This is a genomic window from Streptomyces sp. NBC_00376, from assembly GCF_036077095.1.
Classification (GTDB): Bacteria; Actinomycetota; Actinomycetes; order Streptomycetales; family Streptomycetaceae; genus Streptomyces.
The window spans coordinates 222210-240869 of sequence record NZ_CP107962.1; the positions used below are offsets into that span (position 1 = coordinate 222210).

Here is an 18660-nt window from a genome sequence, read left to right on the forward strand (position 1 = left end):
GGCCGTCGGTCGCGTTCCACAGCCGGACCGTCCGGTCCTTGGCGGCCGTGACGATCCTTGCCCTTTGGCGCGTACCTCGGTCACACCCCGAGAACGCGCCGCCGTGGATGCGCAGGGCGAGACGGTCGCGGTGCAGGACATCAAGCACGTCAAGGATGTGCCCGGTGCCGCGCACGAGGCGGAACATCTCGGAGATGTGCACGGAGTCGCCCGGCCGCGCGTAGGTGAGCAGGTCGCCGAACTTCGGGCGCTCAAGCGGGTGGAGGCGACTGGAGGTGCCGGCCTCCTCCTCGAAGACGACCGGGTCCTCGATCCCGGCCTCGTCGAGGACGAGGTTCTGACGGTCGGTCGACTGCTGGTCGGTCGACACCCGCTTGTAGACCAGGTTGGCCATGCCGCTCCCCGTTGTGGCGGTCGCATTCGACCCTAGCTGTCAGCAAACCCTGTCATCAGCCGCCATCGGATCTGATTGGGACCGAGCCGCCGTCAGGCCCCTGAAAGTCCGGGTTCATTGGACGCCAGTCGCGCCTGTCGTCATTCGTTCGTTTAACGACAGGCGAGCAGGCTTCGATCCTCGGTCGCAGGGTTGAACCCTGGTGAGGGTGTCCAGCCTGCCCGCTTCCCACCACCCCGTTCGGCCCTACGCCCTCGCGGCCGCCAGAGGCCGACGACGGCGCCGGCCTCGGTACAGCGGCTATCGGTGAGATTGATCATGGCCCGGGCGGTACGAGCGTAGTGCCGCGGTTCTCGTACTTGCGGCGGGCTTTGTGCTGAGCCGGGACCGCCGGGGCGAGTGCTGATCTGATCCCTCAGCCCGAACCGGCGACCAGTGCCTCGCCGAGCGGGGTGCGCCGGTAAAGCACCGACCGTCCGGACCGGGCGCGGACGAGCAGCCCCGCGCCTCGCAGGATGGCGAGGTGGTCTCCTACCGCGCCGGGTGCCATGGCGAGGCTTCGGGCGAGGTGGCTGGTACTGGCCGGGGCGTCCAGCGCTAACAGCAGCCGGGCTCGGGCCCGGCCGACCAGAGCGGTCAGCGTGTCCGGTTGGGGGACGGTTTCCTTTTCGCCCCACAGAGCAGCGGTGCCGCGGGCACGATAGACCAAGGTCCTGGGCCAGGGGTCTTCCAGGTGGGCTGCGATATGCCCGACAAAGACCGAAGGGATCAGCAGGAGCCCGTCGCCGGTGAGGCGGACTGTTCCGCCTCGGAAGAAGTCGATCTCGATACCGCCTGCGTGCCAGGCGATGCCCGGGTGCAGGCTCTCGATGGTCGTGGCCCATCCGTGTTCGCCGATCACACCCACCCGGTGCACGACATCGCGCTCACAGATCGCGCGCAGTTGCGGCCAGTCGGCGGCGAGCAGTTCGTGCCATGCCTGGTCCATCGCCTCGGCGATCCTGGAGACGGCGTCCGGCGAGTCCAGCACTGCGCGTACGCGGGGATCGCGGGCGGACGGGCCGGTCGCGGTGGTGGCGAATTCGTGGCGGGCCGCTTCCAGCGGCGTGGCCCTGATCATGGCCAGGTCGTCCGCCCAGGTCTGGTTGAGACCGCGCGGGGGCGGGGCGACGAAGTTCGGTCCGCCGTGCGGGGCCTGCAGAGCGAGGGCGGCGTCCAGTTCGGTGTCGCGGCGCAGCCGTTCAAAGGCCGGCAGGAGCCGGGCGGCCCAAGCTCGCGGCAGCGGCTGGCCCTGGCCGATGAGCGAGCGCAGCAGCAAGCAGAGGTCCAGCGCGGGCGACAGCGCGAAGCGGCTGCGCAGCAGGTCCTCGACGGAGACTTCGAAGCGCAGCACCCTGCCAGGCTACCGCGGGACGTCGTTCCGATTCGTCGAGCGACGAATCATTGGTGAGTGGCGTGGGCGCACGGCGAGGCTGCGCGTCATGACTCCAACCGCCGAACCCGCGCAGGGCAACCACCGTGCCACCTACCGGGAGGTCCTGGCCGAGCCGCGATTCCGGCTGCTCTTCTCAACCCGCGCCGTCGCGATCACTGCGGACGCGCTGCGGATCACCACGTTCTCGGTTCTGGTCTTCTCGTCCACCGGCTCCGCGCTGCTGAGCGCAGTGGCCTTCGGCATCGGCTTCATCCCGCAGCTGTTCGGTTCGCTGTTGCTGGGCTCACTGGCCGACCGACTGCCGCCACGCGCGCTCATTACCGGCGGCTACGCCTTGACGGGCGCCACCGCCCTGCTGCTCGCCCTGGTGCGAATGCCGGTCGCGGCAAGCCTCGGTGTCGTGGCGCTGGTCTCCCTCGTAACACCGGTGTTTCACGGCGCGTCGAGTCGGCTGGTCGCGCAGTCGCTGGAGGGCGACGCCTATGTACTGGGCCGGTCACTGAACAACATCGCTGGCGCCGGCGCGCAATTGTTCGGCCTGGCGCTGGGAGGTACGGCCGTCGCGGCACTTGGCCCGCGCCGGGCGCTCGCGGTCAGCGCTGTCCTTTACCTCGGCTGCGCGCTTGCTATCCGCATCCGGCTACCCCGGCTGCAGCCGGGAGAGTTCGGCGGCATACCCGGCAGCGATGGGGGCGATAGCGGGGCCGTCCGTGCAAGCCTGCAGGGTGCATGCCTGCTGCTGCGCGGACGCAGGGTGCGACGACTGATGCTGGCCCAGTGGCTACCCGTCGCGTTCGTAGCGGGCGCGGAGGGCCTCATCGTCGCCTACGCGGGAGAACGCCACTTCGCGCCCGGCTGGTACGCGGTGCTGATGGGCTGTCTGCCGGTTGGCATGCTTGTCGGTGACCTGCTGGTGGGTCGACTGCTACGGCCACGCGCCCGGGAGCGACTGGTAGTCCCGTTGGTTGTGCTGGCGGGGCTGCCGCTGGTCGGCTTCGCTGCCGAGCCCGGAGTGGGCGTCTCGTCCTGTCTGCTGCTGGTCAGCGGCCTCGGATACGCCTACGCTCTCGGCCTGCAACGCCCGTTTCTGGACGCCCTGCCGCAGGATGGCCATGGTCAGGCCTTCGGCTTGCTCGGCTCCGGCAGCATGACGCTGCAGGGCGTCGGGCCGGTTTGCTTGGGCTTGGCGGCCGCAGGCATTGGAACAGGCGGCGCAATTGCCCTGGCAGGCGGCGCGGTGGCGCTCACCGCCGGCTGGATTCTCACCTGGCACCTGCCCACATCCCCGGCCCCCGTCCCGAACTACTCAACGGGACCTGGGCGGCAGGCTTGAGCATCTCCAGCATCGGCGTCTCCCCGCGACACGGCCCACCGGCCGCACCTATTGACCCGGATTCAGCCAGCATATGCTGCCGTCCTCGCCCCCGAGCCGGAACTGCCTGGCAGGGGCGGCCAGTTCGGCGGGATGAGGCGGAGGCTCAGGGCGCGGTGTCGGGGATCGCCACCAGTCGAGCCCCCTCGTCCGGCCGCCTACCAGATGCGGTGATGGTCCGGACCGGAATGGAAGATCACCGAACAAACGGCCGGAGGGGCTGGGAACGTCACGCGCGAGTCACGTTAACGATCAAGGAGCGCGCGGTGCCCACCAACTTTCTGAGCGAGGACCAACGACGGCGCTTCGGCCGGTTCGCGGAGGACCCAGACGAGGACAGCTCGCCGGTTCCTTCCTGCTCGATCAGACCGCGCGGCGCCGGGCGATGGCCGCCAAGGGCGTGCGGAACCGGATCGGCTGGGCGGTCCAGCTCGGGACCGTCCGCTATCTGGGGACGTTCCTGAACAACCCTGAGGACGTACCCGCCGTGGTGGTCGACTACGTCGCCGAGCACCTGGGACTGGACCCCGCGGAGTTCGCTGGCTACGGCACGAAAGAGGCCCGCTGGGGCCACCAGGACCAGATACGCGAGGGGTACGGGTACACGAAGTTCGAATTCGACCAGTGGTTCGCGCTGGCCCGCTGGATTTACCAGCGGGCGTGGATCGGCTCCGAGCGCCCCACCCTGCTGTTCGACCTGGCCACCAAGCGGCTGGTCGACAAGAAGGTGGTGCTGCCCGGCGTGACTGTGCTGGAACGCCTTGTCTCCGGCTCGCGCGAGCGCGCCGAGGAACGCCTGTGGGCCACACTCGCCGCCGCCTCCACCAAGGTGCAGGCCGCCGGGTTGCAGGGCCTGGTCGTCGTCCCCGCGGGCCAGGACCTCGCCGGGCAGGTCCGCCTCCTGAAGAAGGCCGGCTGCGTACGCATCTACGTCGAGAAGATCGGCACCCGCGAGAAGATCCACCCCGAGTGCAACGCGGCGCTCGCCGACCTGCGCCCGGCCGACACCCTGACCGTCACGATGCTCGACCGGCTCGGCCGCAACATGATCGAGCTCATCACCTCCGCACAGGACCTCGCCGAATGCGACCACCGCCTGGAGATCCTCAGCGGCCCGCTCGCCGGGATGTACGACCCGCAGGGCGCGGGCAAGGTCCTCTTCGTGGTATTCGCCGCCATGGCGGAAGTCGAGCGGGAGTTCATCCACGAACGGACCCTGATCGGCTTGGACACCGCGGCCGCGAACGGCAACCACGGCGGCCGCCCGCCGGCCGTCGACGGCGACATGCTGGCCGTCGCCCTGCGGCGCCGCGACGCAGGCGAACCTGTCACCTCGATCGCCCGGCACCTCGGCATCGGCCGCTCCACCCTCTACCGGACGCTGGCCGCGTACGACGAAGCCGTAGCCGCTCGCTCCGCTCCATAGCAAGGCTGGCCTGAGCTGCGGCAAAGCCGTTTGGCACACTCACCGGATATGACCAACTCCGACACCACCTTCCAGCAGCTCAGCACCCCGGGCGACCTCACCCCAGAACTCAGAAGGTCACTGGTCGACTGTTGGGTCGAGGTCAGCAATGCGGGCGGCGCAGCTGGGTTTCCTTTCCTGCCGGTCGACCCGGAGGTCGTCGACGCGGCAGCCGACCGGATCGGCCGAAGCCTTGATCCGCAGCACAGCCGCCTGCTGCTCGTCCATGTCGGAGACTCTCTCGTCGGCTGGATGAATCTCCGCCGCAGTAATGACCTTCTCACCGCGCACTGGGGCACCGTTCACCATGTGCAGACCCGACCCGCCGTACGCGGACAGGGACTCGGCGCCTCCTTGATGCACCGCGCCCGCGAGATCGCCCGTGACGAGATGGGGCTGGAACAACTGCACCTCGCCGCCCGGGGAGGCGTCGGACTCGAAGGCTTCTACGGCCGACTCGGCTGGAAAGAGATAGGTCGCTGGCCAGGCGCCCTGCGACTGACACCCGGAGATGACCGCGACGAAGTCCTCATGCTCCTGGCACCTCTGTAGCTCCCCGCGCTCAGAGGCAAGCCGAACGCCGACGCCCCCGCTCACTGACAACGCTCATGTCGCCGGGCACTGACACTCGTGTCGTCCGACACCGCTGGCAGTACAACCCTGACGAGGGGCGTCGTCCCGGTCACCACCGGGACGACGCCCCTCGTCATGCTCTCCGGTGACTGGGCCCAGCCGCCGCGACTGTGCGTTCAGTGGCGCCACATCAGCCCGACCAGCTTCCGTGACGTCTACCGAACCGCCCCCTTTTCGATAAGCGCCCTACGGTGCGGGCACTTCAGGGCAGTGGTGCGCCGGCTCCCATGGCGACGGGACGTCGACGGTCGCCGTCAACGGCGAACTGGGCCGGTTCACCACCGGCTGTGCCAGTACAGCGCGTTCATCGCCACTCGCAGGGGCGCGGCACCATTCCTCTGGCCTCCCCAGGCGCCACCGTTGTTGGTGTATCGGAGTGGGAACGCGCCGGCCCGGCGGATCGTACGCAGCTGGCTGTGGCCAAGGTCCGCTCGCTCCGAGTACCGCACGAGGTGCTGCGCCCCGACGTCGGTGGGGGCGCCGTTCCCCGCGCTGACGGAGAAGTCGGCATTCGAGCTGACAAGAGTCCAGTCCGTTCCGCCCTGCGCTTGGGAGAGCTTCGGTCCGAGCCAGCTCCGGAAGGCTCCGCGCGGGTAGTACATCTCCCGGCATTGCAGGTTGGGGAGGCAGACTGCGCCCAACCAAGCAGCCTTGTGCGGAGTGCCCAGGGTGACGACATCCTCCACGTACAGCGTGTCCGGCCAGGTGGGGTCGCCCTTCGCGTATCCAGCCAGCGCGGCACGGATGATGAGCCCTCCCATGGAATGCCCGACGAGGTCGACGGTCTGCCCCTTGGCGGAGTACATGTCGTGGATCTTCCACGCCAGCCCGCGCCCCAGATCCTTCAGGGACGTGTCGACGGTGCCCTTCCCTTCCGGGTCGATGCGAACGTCGCACTCCGGATCGTCTTCTTCGTAGAAGCCGACACGGTGTAACGGGCCCTCCCAGCCCGACCTGTTGAACAGCTTGGCCGCGGAGTTCCACTTACTGCCGCACGCGGCGCCGGGTGTGTATCCCTTGACGAAGAAGACGGGACGCTGCGTGCTGTTCTTGCGTGGAGGCGGTCCGGCCTCGATCGCGGCCTGGCTGGGTGCAGTTGCTTCTACCACTGGCGCCGCAGTGCACCGCTGCGGGCAGCCCGCCAGGCTGCCGACGCCCAGCTCGCCGCCCGGATACGCGTGATCCACCGGGCCTCGGACGGCACCTACGGCGCCCCCAGGATCACCGCTGAACTCCGCGAGGACGGCGAGCGCGTGAACCACAAGCGGGTCGCCCGCATCATGCAGGCGATCGGGCTGGCCGGCCTCCGCCTGCGCAGGAAGCATCGCACCACCATCCCGGACCCCGCCGCGGCGAAGGTGCCGGACCTGATCGGCCGTAACTTCACCGCGGACGAGGTCAACCGAAAGTACGTCGGCGACATCACATACCTGCCGCTGGCCGGCGGGACGTTCCGCTATCTCGCGACCGTGATCGATCTCTGCTCACGGCGCCTGGCCGGGTGGGCGATCGCCGACCATATGCGCGCCGACCTCGTCGTCGACGCCCTGAAAGCAGCCGAGCGGACCCGCGGCAGCCTCGCCGGCGCCGTGATGCACACCGATCACGGGGCCCAGTACTGCAGCCGGGCCTTCGCCAACGCCTGCCGCCAGGCTGGCGTGACCCAGTCCATGAGCGCCATCGGCAGCTCGGCGGATAACGCCCTGGCGGAGTCGTTCAACGCGACCTGCAAACGCGAGACCCTCCAGGGCCGCAGGGCCTGGAACGACGAACGCGAAGCCCGCCTGGACCTCTTCCGCTGGCTCCACCGCTACAACACCGTCCGACGCCACTCCCGCCTCGGACACCGCAGCCCCATCGCCTACGAACAAACACTCCAAACAACATCAACTACGCTGGCCGAAGCCACATAACCCGTGTTCAGAATCAGGGGTCAAGGCCCGTCGTTGACCGCGCGGGGAAAGCCGCGTGCAGTGGTGTGGACGAGCGTGATGGCGTCCTCGGTGAACAGTTGGTCGGCCCGGCCGGCGAGTCCGTGGTGGTGCTTGATGTAGCTGGCGGTCTCGGTCGCGGTCATGCCGGGCATCGTGTAGCGAAGGGCTGTCCGCTGTTCGAGGGCCGCAAGGACAGCGAGTTTCATCGTCCGTCGCAGGGTGGGCTGACCCACGAGCAGACAGGACAGCGGCGAGTCCTGGTCCATCGCGGTGTTGGTAAGCATGCGGATGGCTTCGAGCTGTTCGTAGCTGAGTAGGTGGGCCTCGTCCAGGACCAGGACAGGAGTGCGTCCGCGTTCCTCACGTTCGGCTGTGAGGGCATGGCCGGTCTGGGCGGTGAGCCGGGAGCCGAGGTGAGAGGGCTACTGGCCGAAGGCAGTGACGATCGCTTCATGGATGCCACGGACCCCGATCACCGGGTTGGGCAGGTAGATCACTGTGTGTTTCGACGGGTCGAGGCTGTGCAGGACGGTGCGGACGGAGACGATTTTGCCGGCGCCGACCTCGCCGGTAACGACACCGATGGAGCGTTCCGCGATGCACCAGCCGATCCGGGCGACGGCTTCGTTGTGGGACGCGTGGCGGTGGAGCATGCCGGGGGCGAGGTCGCGGCCGAAGGGCATGCGGCTGAATCCGTAGTGGGCCTGGAGCTTGTCAATCACGGTGTTTCTCCTGGTCAGCGGCTGGACATGTTGGATCGATCACTGCTCGGGCTCCGTGTCGGATTCCAGATCGACCGCGAAGGCCGCGTAGTTGACTTTCTCGGCGACAGTGCGGGTATGGGCAGTGTCGATGAGGCCGAGGTAGTCGATCCCGGTCGTGGGACGGGGAAGTTCGGCCGGTATCTCGGGCCGTGCTTTCGGATGGGAATGGCGGCTGATCTGGTAGGGCAGAGCGGTCCCGGCGTCCTGGCCGTTCGCTCTGACCCGCAGGAAGGACAGGTCAAAGGGGTCGAAGACGAGCTCGACTCGTTGGCCGCTCAGCAGCGGGTCGACCTGGTAGCGGTTGCCGTGCAGGGAGACCAGCGCGGTCTTGGTCACGGTGCGGTGTTCGGACCAGCGGAAGGCTTCGGCCAGGTCGGACGGGTTGGGAACTGCGAAACCGGTCATCCACCGCCCGAGCGGGGCGGCGCCGGTCTCGGAGTGAACGCGCCGGTGGGCAGTGGTGCCGCGAGACGAACCCGCAGAAAAGCTGTTTGCAGACTTGGCGAGGTAGTCGGCGATCTCGTCGCCGCAGTGGTGCTGCGGGACGAACCCGCAGAGACGCCTGGATGGCCGACGGAGCTTGCCAGACCTGTGATCGCTAGGAGGGCGCCGTCTCTCAGTGTCCGCCCGACGGCGAGGTGGCGGCATCGTTCAGGCAGCGGTCGAGCAGTGCGTGCATGCGGGGCACGGGGAGAGACGGGTTGGCCACGGCGCCCTCTGCGGTGCGCGAGTCAGCGAGGAGAGCATCCAGGGCTTCCGGCGTCAAGCTCGGGTTGGCAGCGGCTGCCAGGCACACCAACTCGTCGGGGTCTTCCACCTGGGCCTCGGCCAGGGTGGGATCGGCTGCGGCCAGGGCCCGTACGTCGGGATCCGGGTGGCCGATGAGGTGGGCCCAGCCGGTGCGGGGGAACGCGGGCAGGGTCAGCAGGTGCGGTCGGTGGGCCGGGCGGGTGACGAAGACGTCCAGGAGGAGGCCTGGCGGAGCCAGCGGGTGGTGGCAGGCCAGCAGGATCCGTACCTCCTCGTCGTCGTCCTGCGCGAGTGTCGCAGCAAGTTCCGCGGGCAGGCCGGGGAAGCGCGCCGCGACCCGGCGAAGCACTGGTTCCTCGGACGCCGCGCAGGCGGCGAACCAGTCGGGCGACGGCTCGCCAGTCGGCTCGGTGATCGGACAGGTGCAGTCCGGGCCGTGCCCGATGACCCTGTCGATCGCCCAGCACTCGGCCCAGGTACGGGGGAAGGGGTGGAGGCTCGCGCGCATCCGCACGTCCTCGTCCGGGTCCTCCCTCAGCTCCGCCACCAGGTCCAGTCCCAGGTCGGGCCGGGCGGCGACCAACTCGCGGATCCCCGCCTCGGGGTGGCGGGCGAGCCGGGCGACGGCGTCGGCCGGGATGTGGGGATTCCCGGTCAGGGGGTGCACCGTGCCGTCCGCGAAGCACTGCTCGACGAGCGCGGGGGACAGGGCACACCTGCCGAACACGAACGGCTTGCCGCGGGAGCCGTAGGACGGCAGCCTGGCCTCCACCCGTTCCGGATCCAGCACCCAGCTGTGCTCCTGCGCCGCGTTCCGTACCGCAGGGTCGGGGTCGTCGAGCAGTGCCTCCCGCTGCGCGGCGGTGAGCGACTGCCACTCCCAGGTGGCGCGTTCACGGAGCCCGGGGTGCTCGTGCCCGGCCATGGAGCGGTGGAAGGACAGAGGGATCTGCCGGGAGGAAATGAGCTCCCCCACGATCTCGTTCGCGGTGAGCGTGCCGTCTTCGCCCCCGTCCCGGGCGGTCAGGAGGGTGACGAGGATGTCGTCCGGCAGTGGTCGGACCCATCGCGGGCGGAGATGAGCAGGGGCGCCGCCGGCGAGCCACCCGCGGACGATCCCCGACGGGTCCGTCGCCAAGGGGGCTAGTCGTGCGGGGTCGATGTGCCGGTTCTGCGCGAGCGCGCGGCGGATCACTCTGTCCGGGTGGTTCAGGGCCGCGTCGATGACGGCGTCGGGCAGGTCACGACCCGCGCACATCAGCAGGCCGGCCTCACCGGCCGCTGGATCCACCAGGCGTATCAGGACGTCGGAGGGCGCCGCCGGATTGAAGGCGATGCCGCGCAGCCACGGTTCGTGCAGAGAGTCGGACACCGCGTCATCCTCCCACCTCGCCTCCTGAACCGGGCCGCCCGACGGCTACCTCGCTGGCGCTTACCGGCGTCTCCGTCCGCAGGACTTTTGGACCACGTGGCGCGGGCCTTGCTCATCATGCGCACGCTGACCGTACGCGGCACAACGCCAGGCTCCGCATCCACCCCCGCCGGGGTACGCACGACATCCGGGGCAAGTCAAGCAACCGGGCGTTGCTGAAACTCGGCTACATCGTCTTCCGTGCTCACAGGGTGTTCTCGCTCTTGGGCAACAACCGCTCTCGCTACTGCGCTACTGACCGACAAAGCCACTTGGTCAAGAAGGATCACAAGCGTGCACTTGCGGTCATGCCGAAGGGCGGTCTCGCCCCGGCGCTTAGAGTGCGATCGCGTGGTGTCCCGCTTCGTGGGATTCCCTCCGGACCGATCGGCCGGAGGGAGGAAGTGCCTCTCCCGGCCTTGTCGAGGAGGCAGATCATGAAGTGGGACGATGCGCCGGACTACGCCGCGTGGAGCTTCTACCTGAGTGCAGTCGAGTTGCTTCTCGACTTACTCAGTCGGCTCCCGCTGTAGCCCGGCGACCGCTCCACGGGGCCGTTCCCTTCGGGGACGGCCCCGTTCCTGCGTCTTGCGACGACACCGCCGATGCTACGCACGCCCCACGAGTCAAGAAACCGAATCCTCGCAAACGGGATATGCCAGTGGCATATCTCGTTCATTCGACTTGGCCTGCGAACCGGGCCGTTCCCCAAGCAGAAACAGGGTCAGGGGCGGGTGGCGGGCCCGAACGGGTGAACCCAAGGGCTCGCGTACGCGGGCGGGGATCTAGTCGAGTACGTCCAACTGTTTCCGCAATAAGGGGAGTTGACATGTTTTGTAGTAGTCTGTCACGGTGCGGTGCGTCGAGTCGGGCCGGCCGGGCGCCCGGCCGTTCAGTCCCTGCTGGAGAGAGGGGTCCGCAGCTCGACGCGAAGCCGGATGGAAGTGTCGATGGGCAACCCGAGGCTGGAGTGCCGGAGCTCCTTCGCACGCTGCGCGATGAGGTCAAGATCCCGCAACTGGCGCCGGAGCTCGGCGACCAGTGCTTCGTCCGGGTCGGGAAGGTCTTCCTCTTCCTGCTCGGCCAGGTATTCAAGACGCTGATCAACAGCTTCGACGGCCCGGCCGCTGGTCCAGACAGCGAACTCGCTGACCCCGAAGAGATACGCGTGCGCCGCATGCAGCACAGCAGCCGCAGCGGACTCGTCCGCGTCGTCCGGCCCGTCCTGGCCATCGTTGTGGCAGTAGTCGCTGAGCATGTACTCGGCCACCCCGCGATTGACGGCGGTGAAAGCCGTCGAATCACCAAGTACGCCCTCCCAGACGGAGTTCAGCAGAGGGCGCAGGCTCAGGGTGAACGACGCCTGCTCATCTTCCGGCAGCGTCTCGTGCCAGCTCATAAGCCGTTCCGCGACGCCGGCGGCGAACACCTTCAGCTCACTGGATGACGCGGCTACCAGACGCTCCTGCACCAGCGTCGAAAGCTCCTGCCACGTTTCCATTCGAGCCCCACCCCTGAATCAAGATTTCGACGTGCTCCTGCCCGCCTCGGGGATCATCGCACCCACCGCCGACAACGCTTGAAGCGGTGGCCAACAGGACGGGCCAGCCATCAGCGAGGAGGGCCCTTCCGCACCGCGCCTCGTGTGCCTGGTGCAGATCCACGCACAGGATCCGCCCACCATCCCCAGAGGGCGGAAGGCGGGCGCGGTCTACTTGGAGGCCGCCGCGCGTGGCGGGTACGGCCCCGCCGTACCGTCGGCCGGTGAACCTACTTGAACCAGTAGCGGACGCCGCCGTGGCCGCTGCACGTGCCGCGGAAGGTCTTCGAGTAGCTGGGGGTGCCGTCCTTGCATTCCGCGGTCGCGCCTGCCGGGTGGGGGCTGCCGGCCCTGCACACACCGGTGGTGTGCGGTGCGCATCCGGCGGTCGCCCCGGCACGGGCGGCCGGGACGAGGAACGCGGCGGCGACGGCGAGCACGGTGACCGCGACGCGGGCGATGCCGCCGCGGTCGGGTGCTGTGAAGGTGAGGGACACGGTGTGATGTCTTTCGGGGTCGATTCCCGCGCCCGCTGTCACATGGTCCGGGCCCGGGGACGGGTGGGCGCCGCGGGGGAAACGGGCCGGGGAGCGGGTTCCTGCGTCGCCTCCCCCGCGGCGGGTCAAGCGCGGGCGGGCGCGGCTGGGTCCGTCCGGCGCTTCGGCGGCGGTTCACCGCGGGCCAGGTGCCCGGTCGGTGCCGCCCGGTGTGCGGCCTGGTGGGGTCAGGTGGCGCAGGTGTCGAGCATCTCGGCCAGGGCAGCAGCCTCGGCAGGGTTGGCGGTGAGCTGGTAGGTGGCCTTCACGCTGATCCAGGCCCGGCTGTAGGTGCAGTGGTACGACTGCAGCGGCGGCTTCCAGCTCCCCGGATCCTTGTCGCCCTTCGACCGGTTGCTGGCGGCCGACACCGCGATCAGCTGCGAGTCGGTCAGGTCGTTGGCGAAGGCGCGGCGTTCGGGCGTCGACCACTCGGACGCCCCGGAACGCCAGGCTTCCTTCAACGGGACGACGTGGTCGATGTCGATACCAGAGGCGGACTCGACCGTCTTCCCGTCGTACTCCGAGTACCAGGTGCCGCTGGTGGCGCGGCACTGGTCGTCCTGGACGACGCCTTGGCCGTCGCGCTGGAGCACGACCTCGCGGGTCTCGCAGGTGCCGGACTGGGTGATCCAGTGCGGGAACTTCGCCCGGGAGTACCCGGGGACATCGTCCTCGTCGGCGATGACCAGGTCCGCGAGGAGCTCGCGAGCCTTGACCGCATCCGGCGGCTCGGGCAGCTCGCGGAAAGTCGGTACCTGCGTGGTAGTGGTACGGGGGGCCGCTGCCGCGGTGGCGGTGGTGGGGGCGGCAGTGAGCGCAAGACCGACGAAAGCCGAACCGGCCATGAACAGCGCGGTACGGCGCAGATGACGAATCATGCCGCTCATGCTCCGTGGCCCTGCCGGGCGCAGAATCGTTGTTCCTGTCTCCGGGTCACTCTGGCGGGTGGGAAGTCGTACCGGGGTGGCGGGGCGTGGCAGTGCGTGAGGCGGGTCTCGCGCAGGCGGTGCTGGTCTTGCTCGGCGCGCTCAGCTCGCAGGTCGCCTGCCATGTCACCCTTGTCCAGCGGGGTGACGGCGCGACGGTCGGCGTCGTAGTCCAGGATCAGCATGTTGGCCGTGGCCTGCGGTGGTCGGGCCTGTGGTCGGCCTACGTCGGCACTCGCTGGCTTCCCCTGCAGCACCGAAGCACGAACGAGGTCCGATCGGCCGTCAGGGCGGCTCTTGCGAGCGGCCGTTGCCTGCGCAGCTCGTTGAGTCGGCTGCGCATTAGCAGAGGTCCGGGGCCGACGACATGCTCGGCTGGCGGTCAGGATGCGACGCGCTGCTCTCCTGCTGGAGGCACGGTGTGTAGCAGTTCCAGGCGGCGCTGAGCAGCTGCGACCGCTCCGGGACGTCGGCCGGGAACATGGCGGCGCAGCGCGACCAGAGAGGGGCCGAGGTCGCGGGAGCGCTGCGGGTCCTGGGTCTTTAGCCACTGATGGTGTGCTCGGTCGACAGCGCCCTCTACTCCGGGGTCGTCCGGTGCCTGCTGGCGGGCGAGCCGCGCATCGGCGGCCGTCATCCACAGCTCGCAGCTGCGGCCTGGGTCACCGGCCAGGTGGGCCAGGTCGGCCCGCACTTCCAGCCAGTGCACGGCCTCGCGGGAGCCGGATCCGTAGGTGCGCAGCGCCCATCCTTCCCACATGGAGGCGAGCGAGGCGGCTTCGCTGTGCCGCCCGGCGTGCGCGGCGGCGAGGATCGCGGGCAGCGGGTTTTCCACCGTGGCGGCCTGGGTGGTCTGAGCACGTTGTGGTGACGGGGCTGAAGTAGGCGAGGGGTGGAAGGCCTGGGATGCCGGGGGCGTGGTGTCGGTGGCGAGGAGCACCGCATCGACGTTTTCGTCCTGGGCGGTGGCCTGCTCGTGGAGTCGAGCGAGGGGCGGGTTGAGGCCGCTGCGCCAGGTGGTGGCGAGGGCCTTCAGGTAGGTCGGCTCGGCAACTCGCCGGCGGGGAGGCGGTGGGGTGATGCGGCCGTACAGGCGGATCCCGGGCGCGAGGGAAAGACCGTTGGCACGGATCTGCTGCCAGGCGTCCGGGGCGGCGACCAGGTCGGCGATGACGGTGGTCGTGCCCGGGGCCCGCGTCTTGAGCTCGCCGGCCAGCCAGTGCCAGGGCAGAGCGGTGTAGCGCAGGGTGCTCGGCGTGGTCCGGGCCAGAGCGAGGTGGGGCAGGTGCTGCTTGGTGTCGCAGTGGAGCTGTCCGGCGAGGAGGAGGGTGAGGGGTCCGGGGGCGGCGGCCGCGGCGCGGATGCGCGTGAGGACGGTCTGCGGGTCGGTGGGGTCGGCGAGTTCGACGATGGTCGCCGCGTTAGTGCCGGTCAGGATGCTGGGTGCCACGGCCGCGAGGGTGGGCAGGACGCTGGTGGCGTCGATGAGCCGGCCTTTCGCGGCCGGGGCCGCCGCGAGCAGCAATGCGATTCCGGTTGCCGTGTCTTCCCCCTTGATCACCACGAGAGCACCGTAGCGCGTGGCCGGGCACGGATCTCAGCGGGCCGCTGTCCCGCCTCAACTGACGGCGTCCGGGGCTCTTGCCCCTGTCAGTCCTCTTCTCCGTAGGTGAGCGCGAGCTGCGCGAACTCGTGGCAGCGTTGCACCTGGAGTTCTCCTTCAACGCGGTGTCGGCTCGGGACGGTTGACGGCAAGGTTCATCGCCCCAGGCCCTTGCCCAGCGGGACTTCGGCGAGGACGTCCCACCGGATTTCGCGGCGGTCGTGCCACTGGGAGACCAGCGTGAGCGTGGTGACCGGCAGGGTGACCGGGTCGCCGGGCAGATCGGAGAGCACGACCTTGAGCGCGCCGCGGTCGGCGAGGTGTCCTTCGGTGCCTAACTGACTTCGGCTCGTCAGGGTGAGGCTGGGTGGTCGAGGGTGAGGCCGGTGCCGGCTATGAAGCCGTCGAGGGTGTCGGGCCGGTACTGAAGTCGTTTGAGCCGGTTGCGTACGAGGGCCTCGAGTCGGTCGAGGGCGACCACGGCGAGGTTGGCCAGGCTGCGCTTGACGTGTGCCCAGACCCACTCCACGGGGTTGAGGTCGGGCGAGTAGGCGGGGAGCAGGAACACTGTCAGCCAGGCACGCTCGGCGATCAGCCCGCGCATGGCGTGGGAGACGTGGGTGTTCAGGCGGTCCCAGACCAGCACGATCGGTGCCTTGACGAGCTGGTGGACACCGTCGATCAGTGCGATGAAGTCGCGCTCGCCCATGCTACGGCGCTTGCCCTTGCCGGAGGGGTGGGTGCGCAGGCGGTGGCACAGCCGGGTGCGGGAGCCGGGCCGCATGGCGATCAGTCCTGCCACCGACAAACGTCCCGAGCGGCGGCCGCTGACTGTCACGACAGGGGTGCGGCCGCGCCGGCCCCAGGTGCGTCCTTTGGGCGGCCGGCGGGTGAAGCCTGCCTCGTCCTCGAAGCAGATGCAGCCCCCGCAGGCCGCCCGGGCTCTTTTACCTCCGCCCAGGTCGCCTCCTTCCGTGCGGTGACGGCCTGCTCGTCACGCTCGGCCACCCGCCGCGCAGGGACCTGCGGGCTGAAACCGAGCCGGTGCATCAGCCTCGTCGCCCCCGAGACGCTGTAGGAGACGTGGAACTTCCGGCCGATCAGCATGGCCACCCTCGCCGCGGTCCACACATGGTCCTCCACCCAGCCATGCGCGGCCGGGCCCTGGTCCAGATACGCAGCGAGTTTCTCCAGACAGCGTGGGGACAGTCGGCACCGCGAACCGCTCGGGCCACGGGAGGCCAGCGCCGGCGCACCGCCCTCCCGCCACAACTGCTGCCACTGGTAGGCCGACTTCCCGCTCACCCGCAGGCGCCGTGCCACCTCCAACGGCTTAGTTCCCTGCTCGAACAACTCGGCCGCCTGCATCCGCACCGACTCACGACGCAGCCGACCCGCAGCGGTCAGCCCGCCCCCATCCGCATACCTCACACAACAGGGAATACAGCCACCACGGCGAACGCGTCAGGGACTTCGAAAAGGTTCACCCCAACGAGCCGAAGTCAGTTAATGGTGGAGTCGGGTATTGGAACCGCCCGAATGCCCTGACGGGATGGTCATGCTCCGCATGTCTGGATCAGAGAGGCAAGGACTCCTGCCGGATCATGCAGAAGGCGAGCGCCATCGGTGACGACGCGACGTGTGCCAGGGTCGACGGGGTCCGTCTTTGCCCACTCCGGAGACCCGATGCCGATCTCAACTTCCAAGCCTGAGGTCGTGGCATAGCGTCGTTCGGTGATGGGCCCCCACGCTTGCGTTCGGACGAGTTCGCCGAGGGCGAGCTCGTCGGCCCAGGTGTTGTTGAAGTACTGGGTCTGGTCTGTCGTGAGCAGGACGATGTCGATATCGGAGTCAGGCCGCGCGGCATTGCGGGCGTATGAGCCGACCAGCAGCAGGCCGACGATGTCCTGGCGGGTCGTGGCCCAGCGTGTGATGCGGTCGATGACCTCCTGCACTTCGGCGACTCGTTCCTGGGAGATCTCGTTCTGGTGTGCTGATTGTTCGGTGCGATGTGTCATGTGGGCTCCTGAGTCTTTTGGCGGCGACTGATCTCGGCTGCGTAGGCGCCCTAGTCACCGGCTGCGGCTCGTGGCCATTTGACGGCGACGGTGATGTGGATGCCGAGGGTGCTGTCGGCGTACAAGTGAACGTGGCTCTGGCAAGATTTTCGTAGCCGGAGATCATCCCGGTGTGAGGGTCGGCCGGTCCGCGTAGCGGCGGCGGAGGTGGGCGATCAGGACGACGCGGTGGCGGAGAAGTGGGATGCCGGCGCGTCCGCCCATCAGGCGTTTTTGCAGCTTGACGTCGGTGATGCGGCCTTCGTTGACGCCGGAGTTGTAAGGGGTGGTGATTCCCTGGGCGACGGCATGGCGGTCTTCGCGCAGGGCTCCGGCGAGGCCGGCGAGAGGGGCCAGTCCGCTGTTTGCGAGGTCATCCAGCCAGCCTGGTATGGGTGTGGCGTCCCGGTTGTCGAGCATGCTGGCGAACCGGCGGACCAGGTCGTGGGTGTGCCTGAGTTCGGGGCAGTGGTCGAGGAGCCGGGGCAGGCGATCGTTGATGTGTGGGCTGCGGCGGCCCGGATGTGTGGTGATCCAGCGGGCGGCTTCGCGTGGGGAGGGCGGTCGCTCGCGTGGCTCGTCCAGCGGCAGGCCCCGTCGGAGGGGTGCGACGGCCATTTTCACCCGCTGGTAGTGGCCGGGGTAGCCCTTGGTCCGGAGTTCCTCGTGCAGGATCTTCGCACTGTGCTGTCCCTCGTCCCAGCGTTGTTGCAGGTAGTCGAGGTAGGGGTCCAGGGTGGAGGGCTTGCGGGGCGGGCGGCGCATCACTTCCTGCCAGGTGCGGGCCCGGGCGTACTTGCGCACGGTGCGGCGGTCCAGGCCGAGCTCCCGGGCCACGGAACTGTGGCTCCGGCCGGCGCGGGTCAGATCATGCACGGCCTCGAACAGCCTGCGGGCATGGCGCCCGGCCCGGGTGTCCGCCGCGGTGTTTCCGGCGGCCTCTTCGACCGGTGCGGGATCGGTCGCACTGACCGGGGGCAGTACTGCGGCCAGACAACCGCGGTGGGCGGAGGCGATGTCCTGAACGCGGCGGGAGAGGCCCTGCCAGAGGTGAAAGCGGTCGCTGACCTGCACGGCGTCGGGTGCGCCGGCGGTAATTCCCAGCCGGTAGGTGAGGGAGCCGTCGCGACAGGCGACCTCGACACCAGGGTGCTTGCGGAGCCACTGGCTGAGCTGCTCCGCGTCGCGCCCTTCCCAGAGTGTGAGCGGGAGCCGGGTGGTGGCGTCGACCAGGAGGGTGCCGTAGGTGCCGCCGTAGACCGCGAAGTCGTCCACCCCCAGCACCCGGGGTGTCTCCAGTGGTGGAAGCGGCACCCGCATCAGCTGGGACAGGACCGTGCACCGCGAGAGCGTGACGTTCAGGATCCGCAGCATTCGGGCACCGCCGCGGCCGGCCAGCACCACGCCGACGGCCTCCACCAGGCCCTGCAACTGTGGGGTGCGCCGCTGGTAGCGCACGGTCAGCCCCGGCACTTGCTCGGCGAAGGTCACCTTCGGGCAGGCCAGGCTCTCGCAGTACAGGCGGCGTACGGACAACTCGATGAGCAGAGGCCGGCCTCCGAGAGTGACATCGGCGAGGCGCCGTACATAACGGCTGTGACACCACGCGCTGAGCTGGCCGCATCCCGTACATCCCGCTGGAGTACCGGATCTCGTGCGGGCGCGGACCTCACGACAGCATCGGAGACATCGGCCGAGACCACCAGCACATCGGCCAACTGTGGTAACAGACTTGTCAGTTCATCAGAGCACAGTCACAGGCTGCCCACTACGCGGACCGGCCGACCCTCACATCGGGATGATCTCCGGCTACGAAAATCTTGCCAGAGCCGTGAAC

14 protein-coding genes and 5 pseudogenes are annotated in these 18660 nt (G+C 69.0%); 4 read left to right on the plus strand and 15 right to left on the minus strand.

Features of this window, described 5'->3' with window-relative positions; all coding sequences use genetic code 11:
• Positions 1-67: 67 nt before the first annotated feature.
• Both OG842_RS44110 and OG842_RS44115 read right to left on the minus strand, forming a co-directional pair.
• Positions 68-394 (minus strand): annotated as a pseudogene (locus OG842_RS44110) (recombinase family protein); the annotation flags it as partial.
• A gap of 415 nt (positions 395-809) precedes the next feature.
• A complete protein-coding gene (locus tag OG842_RS44115) occupies positions 810-1787 on the minus strand; it encodes a winged helix-turn-helix domain-containing protein (RefSeq protein ID WP_266738363.1) in 978 nt (325 codons plus the stop codon).
• Between the two features lie 88 nt (positions 1788-1875).
• Between OG842_RS44115 and OG842_RS44120 the strand changes: the two genes are divergently transcribed.
• The 3 genes from OG842_RS44120 (at position 1876) to OG842_RS44130 (ending at position 5218) form a co-directional block, all read left to right on the plus strand.
• Positions 1876-3162 (plus strand): MFS transporter, encoded by a 1287-nt coding sequence (locus tag OG842_RS44120; RefSeq protein WP_266738362.1) that lies wholly within the window; start codon positions 1876-1878, stop codon positions 3160-3162.
• 259 nt (positions 3163-3421) lie between these two features.
• Positions 3422-4627 (plus strand): DUF4158 domain-containing protein, encoded by a 1206-nt coding sequence (locus OG842_RS44125; RefSeq protein WP_266738492.1) that lies wholly within the window; start codon positions 3422-3424, stop codon positions 4625-4627.
• Between the two features lie 48 nt (positions 4628-4675).
• Entirely contained in the window at positions 4676-5218 is a 543-nt protein-coding gene (locus tag OG842_RS44130; protein ID WP_266738361.1) for a GNAT family N-acetyltransferase, read from the plus strand.
• A 356-nt stretch (positions 5219-5574) separates the two neighbouring features.
• Here OG842_RS44130 and OG842_RS44135 read toward each other — a convergent pair whose 3' ends face one another.
• Positions 5575-6486, minus strand: a complete 912-nt coding sequence (locus OG842_RS44135; protein WP_328512782.1) for an esterase/lipase family protein — start codon at positions 6484-6486, stop codon at positions 5575-5577.
• On the opposite strand from OG842_RS44135, the pseudogene OG842_RS44140 reads away from it, so the two are divergent.
• Positions 6394-7212 (plus strand): annotated as a pseudogene (locus OG842_RS44140) (IS3 family transposase); the annotation flags it as partial. The gene OG842_RS44135 and the pseudogene OG842_RS44140 sit on opposite strands and share 93 nt — an antisense overlap.
• 29 nt (positions 7213-7241) lie before the next feature.
• Here OG842_RS44140 and OG842_RS44145 read toward each other — a convergent pair.
• The 12 genes and pseudogenes from OG842_RS44145 to OG842_RS44205 all read right to left on the minus strand — a co-directional run.
• Positions 7242-7955, minus strand: a pseudogene (locus OG842_RS44145) (ExeA family protein); the annotation flags it as partial.
• Between the two features lie 39 nt (positions 7956-7994).
• Positions 7995-8459, minus strand: a pseudogene (locus tag OG842_RS44150) (Mu transposase C-terminal domain-containing protein); the annotation flags it as partial.
• Between the two features lie 154 nt (positions 8460-8613).
• Positions 8614-10119: a hypothetical protein gene (locus OG842_RS44155; RefSeq protein WP_266738357.1), complete on the minus strand. Its 1506-nt coding sequence runs from the start codon at positions 10117-10119 to the stop codon at positions 8614-8616.
• A 931-nt stretch (positions 10120-11050) separates the two neighbouring features.
• On the minus strand, positions 11051-11659 hold the full coding sequence (locus OG842_RS44160) for a hypothetical protein (RefSeq protein ID WP_266738356.1): 609 nt from the start codon (positions 11657-11659) through the stop codon (positions 11051-11053).
• 269 nt (positions 11660-11928) lie between these two features.
• Positions 11929-12195 carry a DUF3761 domain-containing protein gene (locus OG842_RS44165; protein ID WP_266738355.1) on the minus strand — a complete coding sequence of 89 codons (267 nt, stop codon included), beginning with the start codon at positions 12193-12195 and terminating at the stop codon, positions 11929-11931.
• A 227-nt stretch (positions 12196-12422) separates the two neighbouring features.
• Positions 12423-13124 (minus strand): HNH endonuclease family protein, encoded by a 702-nt coding sequence (locus OG842_RS44170; RefSeq protein WP_266738354.1) that lies wholly within the window; start codon positions 13122-13124, stop codon positions 12423-12425.
• On the minus strand, positions 13121-13348 hold the full coding sequence (locus tag OG842_RS44175) for a hypothetical protein (protein ID WP_266738353.1): 228 nt from the start codon (positions 13346-13348) through the stop codon (positions 13121-13123). Before OG842_RS44175 ends, OG842_RS44170 begins: the two co-directional genes overlap by 4 nt.
• A gap of 197 nt (positions 13349-13545) precedes the next feature.
• Complete coding sequence (locus tag OG842_RS44180; protein ID WP_266738352.1) at positions 13546-14727, minus strand: hypothetical protein; 1182 nt, start codon at positions 14725-14727, stop codon at positions 13546-13548.
• 194 nt (positions 14728-14921) lie between these two features.
• On the minus strand, positions 14922-15059 hold the full coding sequence (locus OG842_RS44185) for a hypothetical protein (RefSeq protein WP_266738351.1): 138 nt from the start codon (positions 15057-15059) through the stop codon (positions 14922-14924).
• 59 nt (positions 15060-15118) lie between these two features.
• Positions 15119-16197 (minus strand): IS630 family transposase gene (locus OG842_RS45605; protein WP_443064102.1). Its coding sequence is split into 2 segments (ribosomal slippage): positions 15119-15696 and positions 15696-16197, totalling 1080 coding nucleotides; the frame shifts between segments, so codons are not numbered across the junction.
• A gap of 125 nt (positions 16198-16322) precedes the next feature.
• Positions 16323-16784 (minus strand): nucleotidyltransferase domain-containing protein, encoded by a 462-nt coding sequence (locus tag OG842_RS44200; RefSeq protein WP_266738350.1) that lies wholly within the window; start codon positions 16782-16784, stop codon positions 16323-16325.
• A gap of 162 nt (positions 16785-16946) precedes the next feature.
• Positions 16947-18431, minus strand: a pseudogene (locus OG842_RS44205) (ISL3 family transposase); the annotation flags it as partial.
• Positions 18432-18660 lie beyond the last annotated feature (229 nt).

Excerpts from the sequence above, each read along its gene's own strand:
- OG842_RS44175 (WP_266738353.1), bottom strand. The coding sequence starts at position 13,348 with ATGCTGATCCTGGACTACGACGCCGACCGTCGCGCCGTCACCCCGCTG.
- OG842_RS44170 (WP_266738354.1), bottom strand. The coding sequence starts at position 13,124 with ATGAGCGGCATGATTCGTCATCTGCGCCGTACCGCGCTGTTCATGGCC.
- OG842_RS44160 (WP_266738356.1), bottom strand. The coding sequence starts at position 11,659 with ATGGAAACGTGGCAGGAGCTTTCGACGCTGGTGCAGGAGCGTCTGGTA.
- OG842_RS44200 (WP_266738350.1), bottom strand. The coding sequence starts at position 16,784 with ATGACACATCGCACCGAACAATCAGCACACCAGAACGAGATCTCCCAG.
- OG842_RS44130 (WP_266738361.1), top strand. The coding sequence starts at position 4,676 with ATGACCAACTCCGACACCACCTTCCAGCAGCTCAGCACCCCGGGCGAC.
- OG842_RS44120 (WP_266738362.1), top strand. The coding sequence starts at position 1,876 with ATGACTCCAACCGCCGAACCCGCGCAGGGCAACCACCGTGCCACCTAC.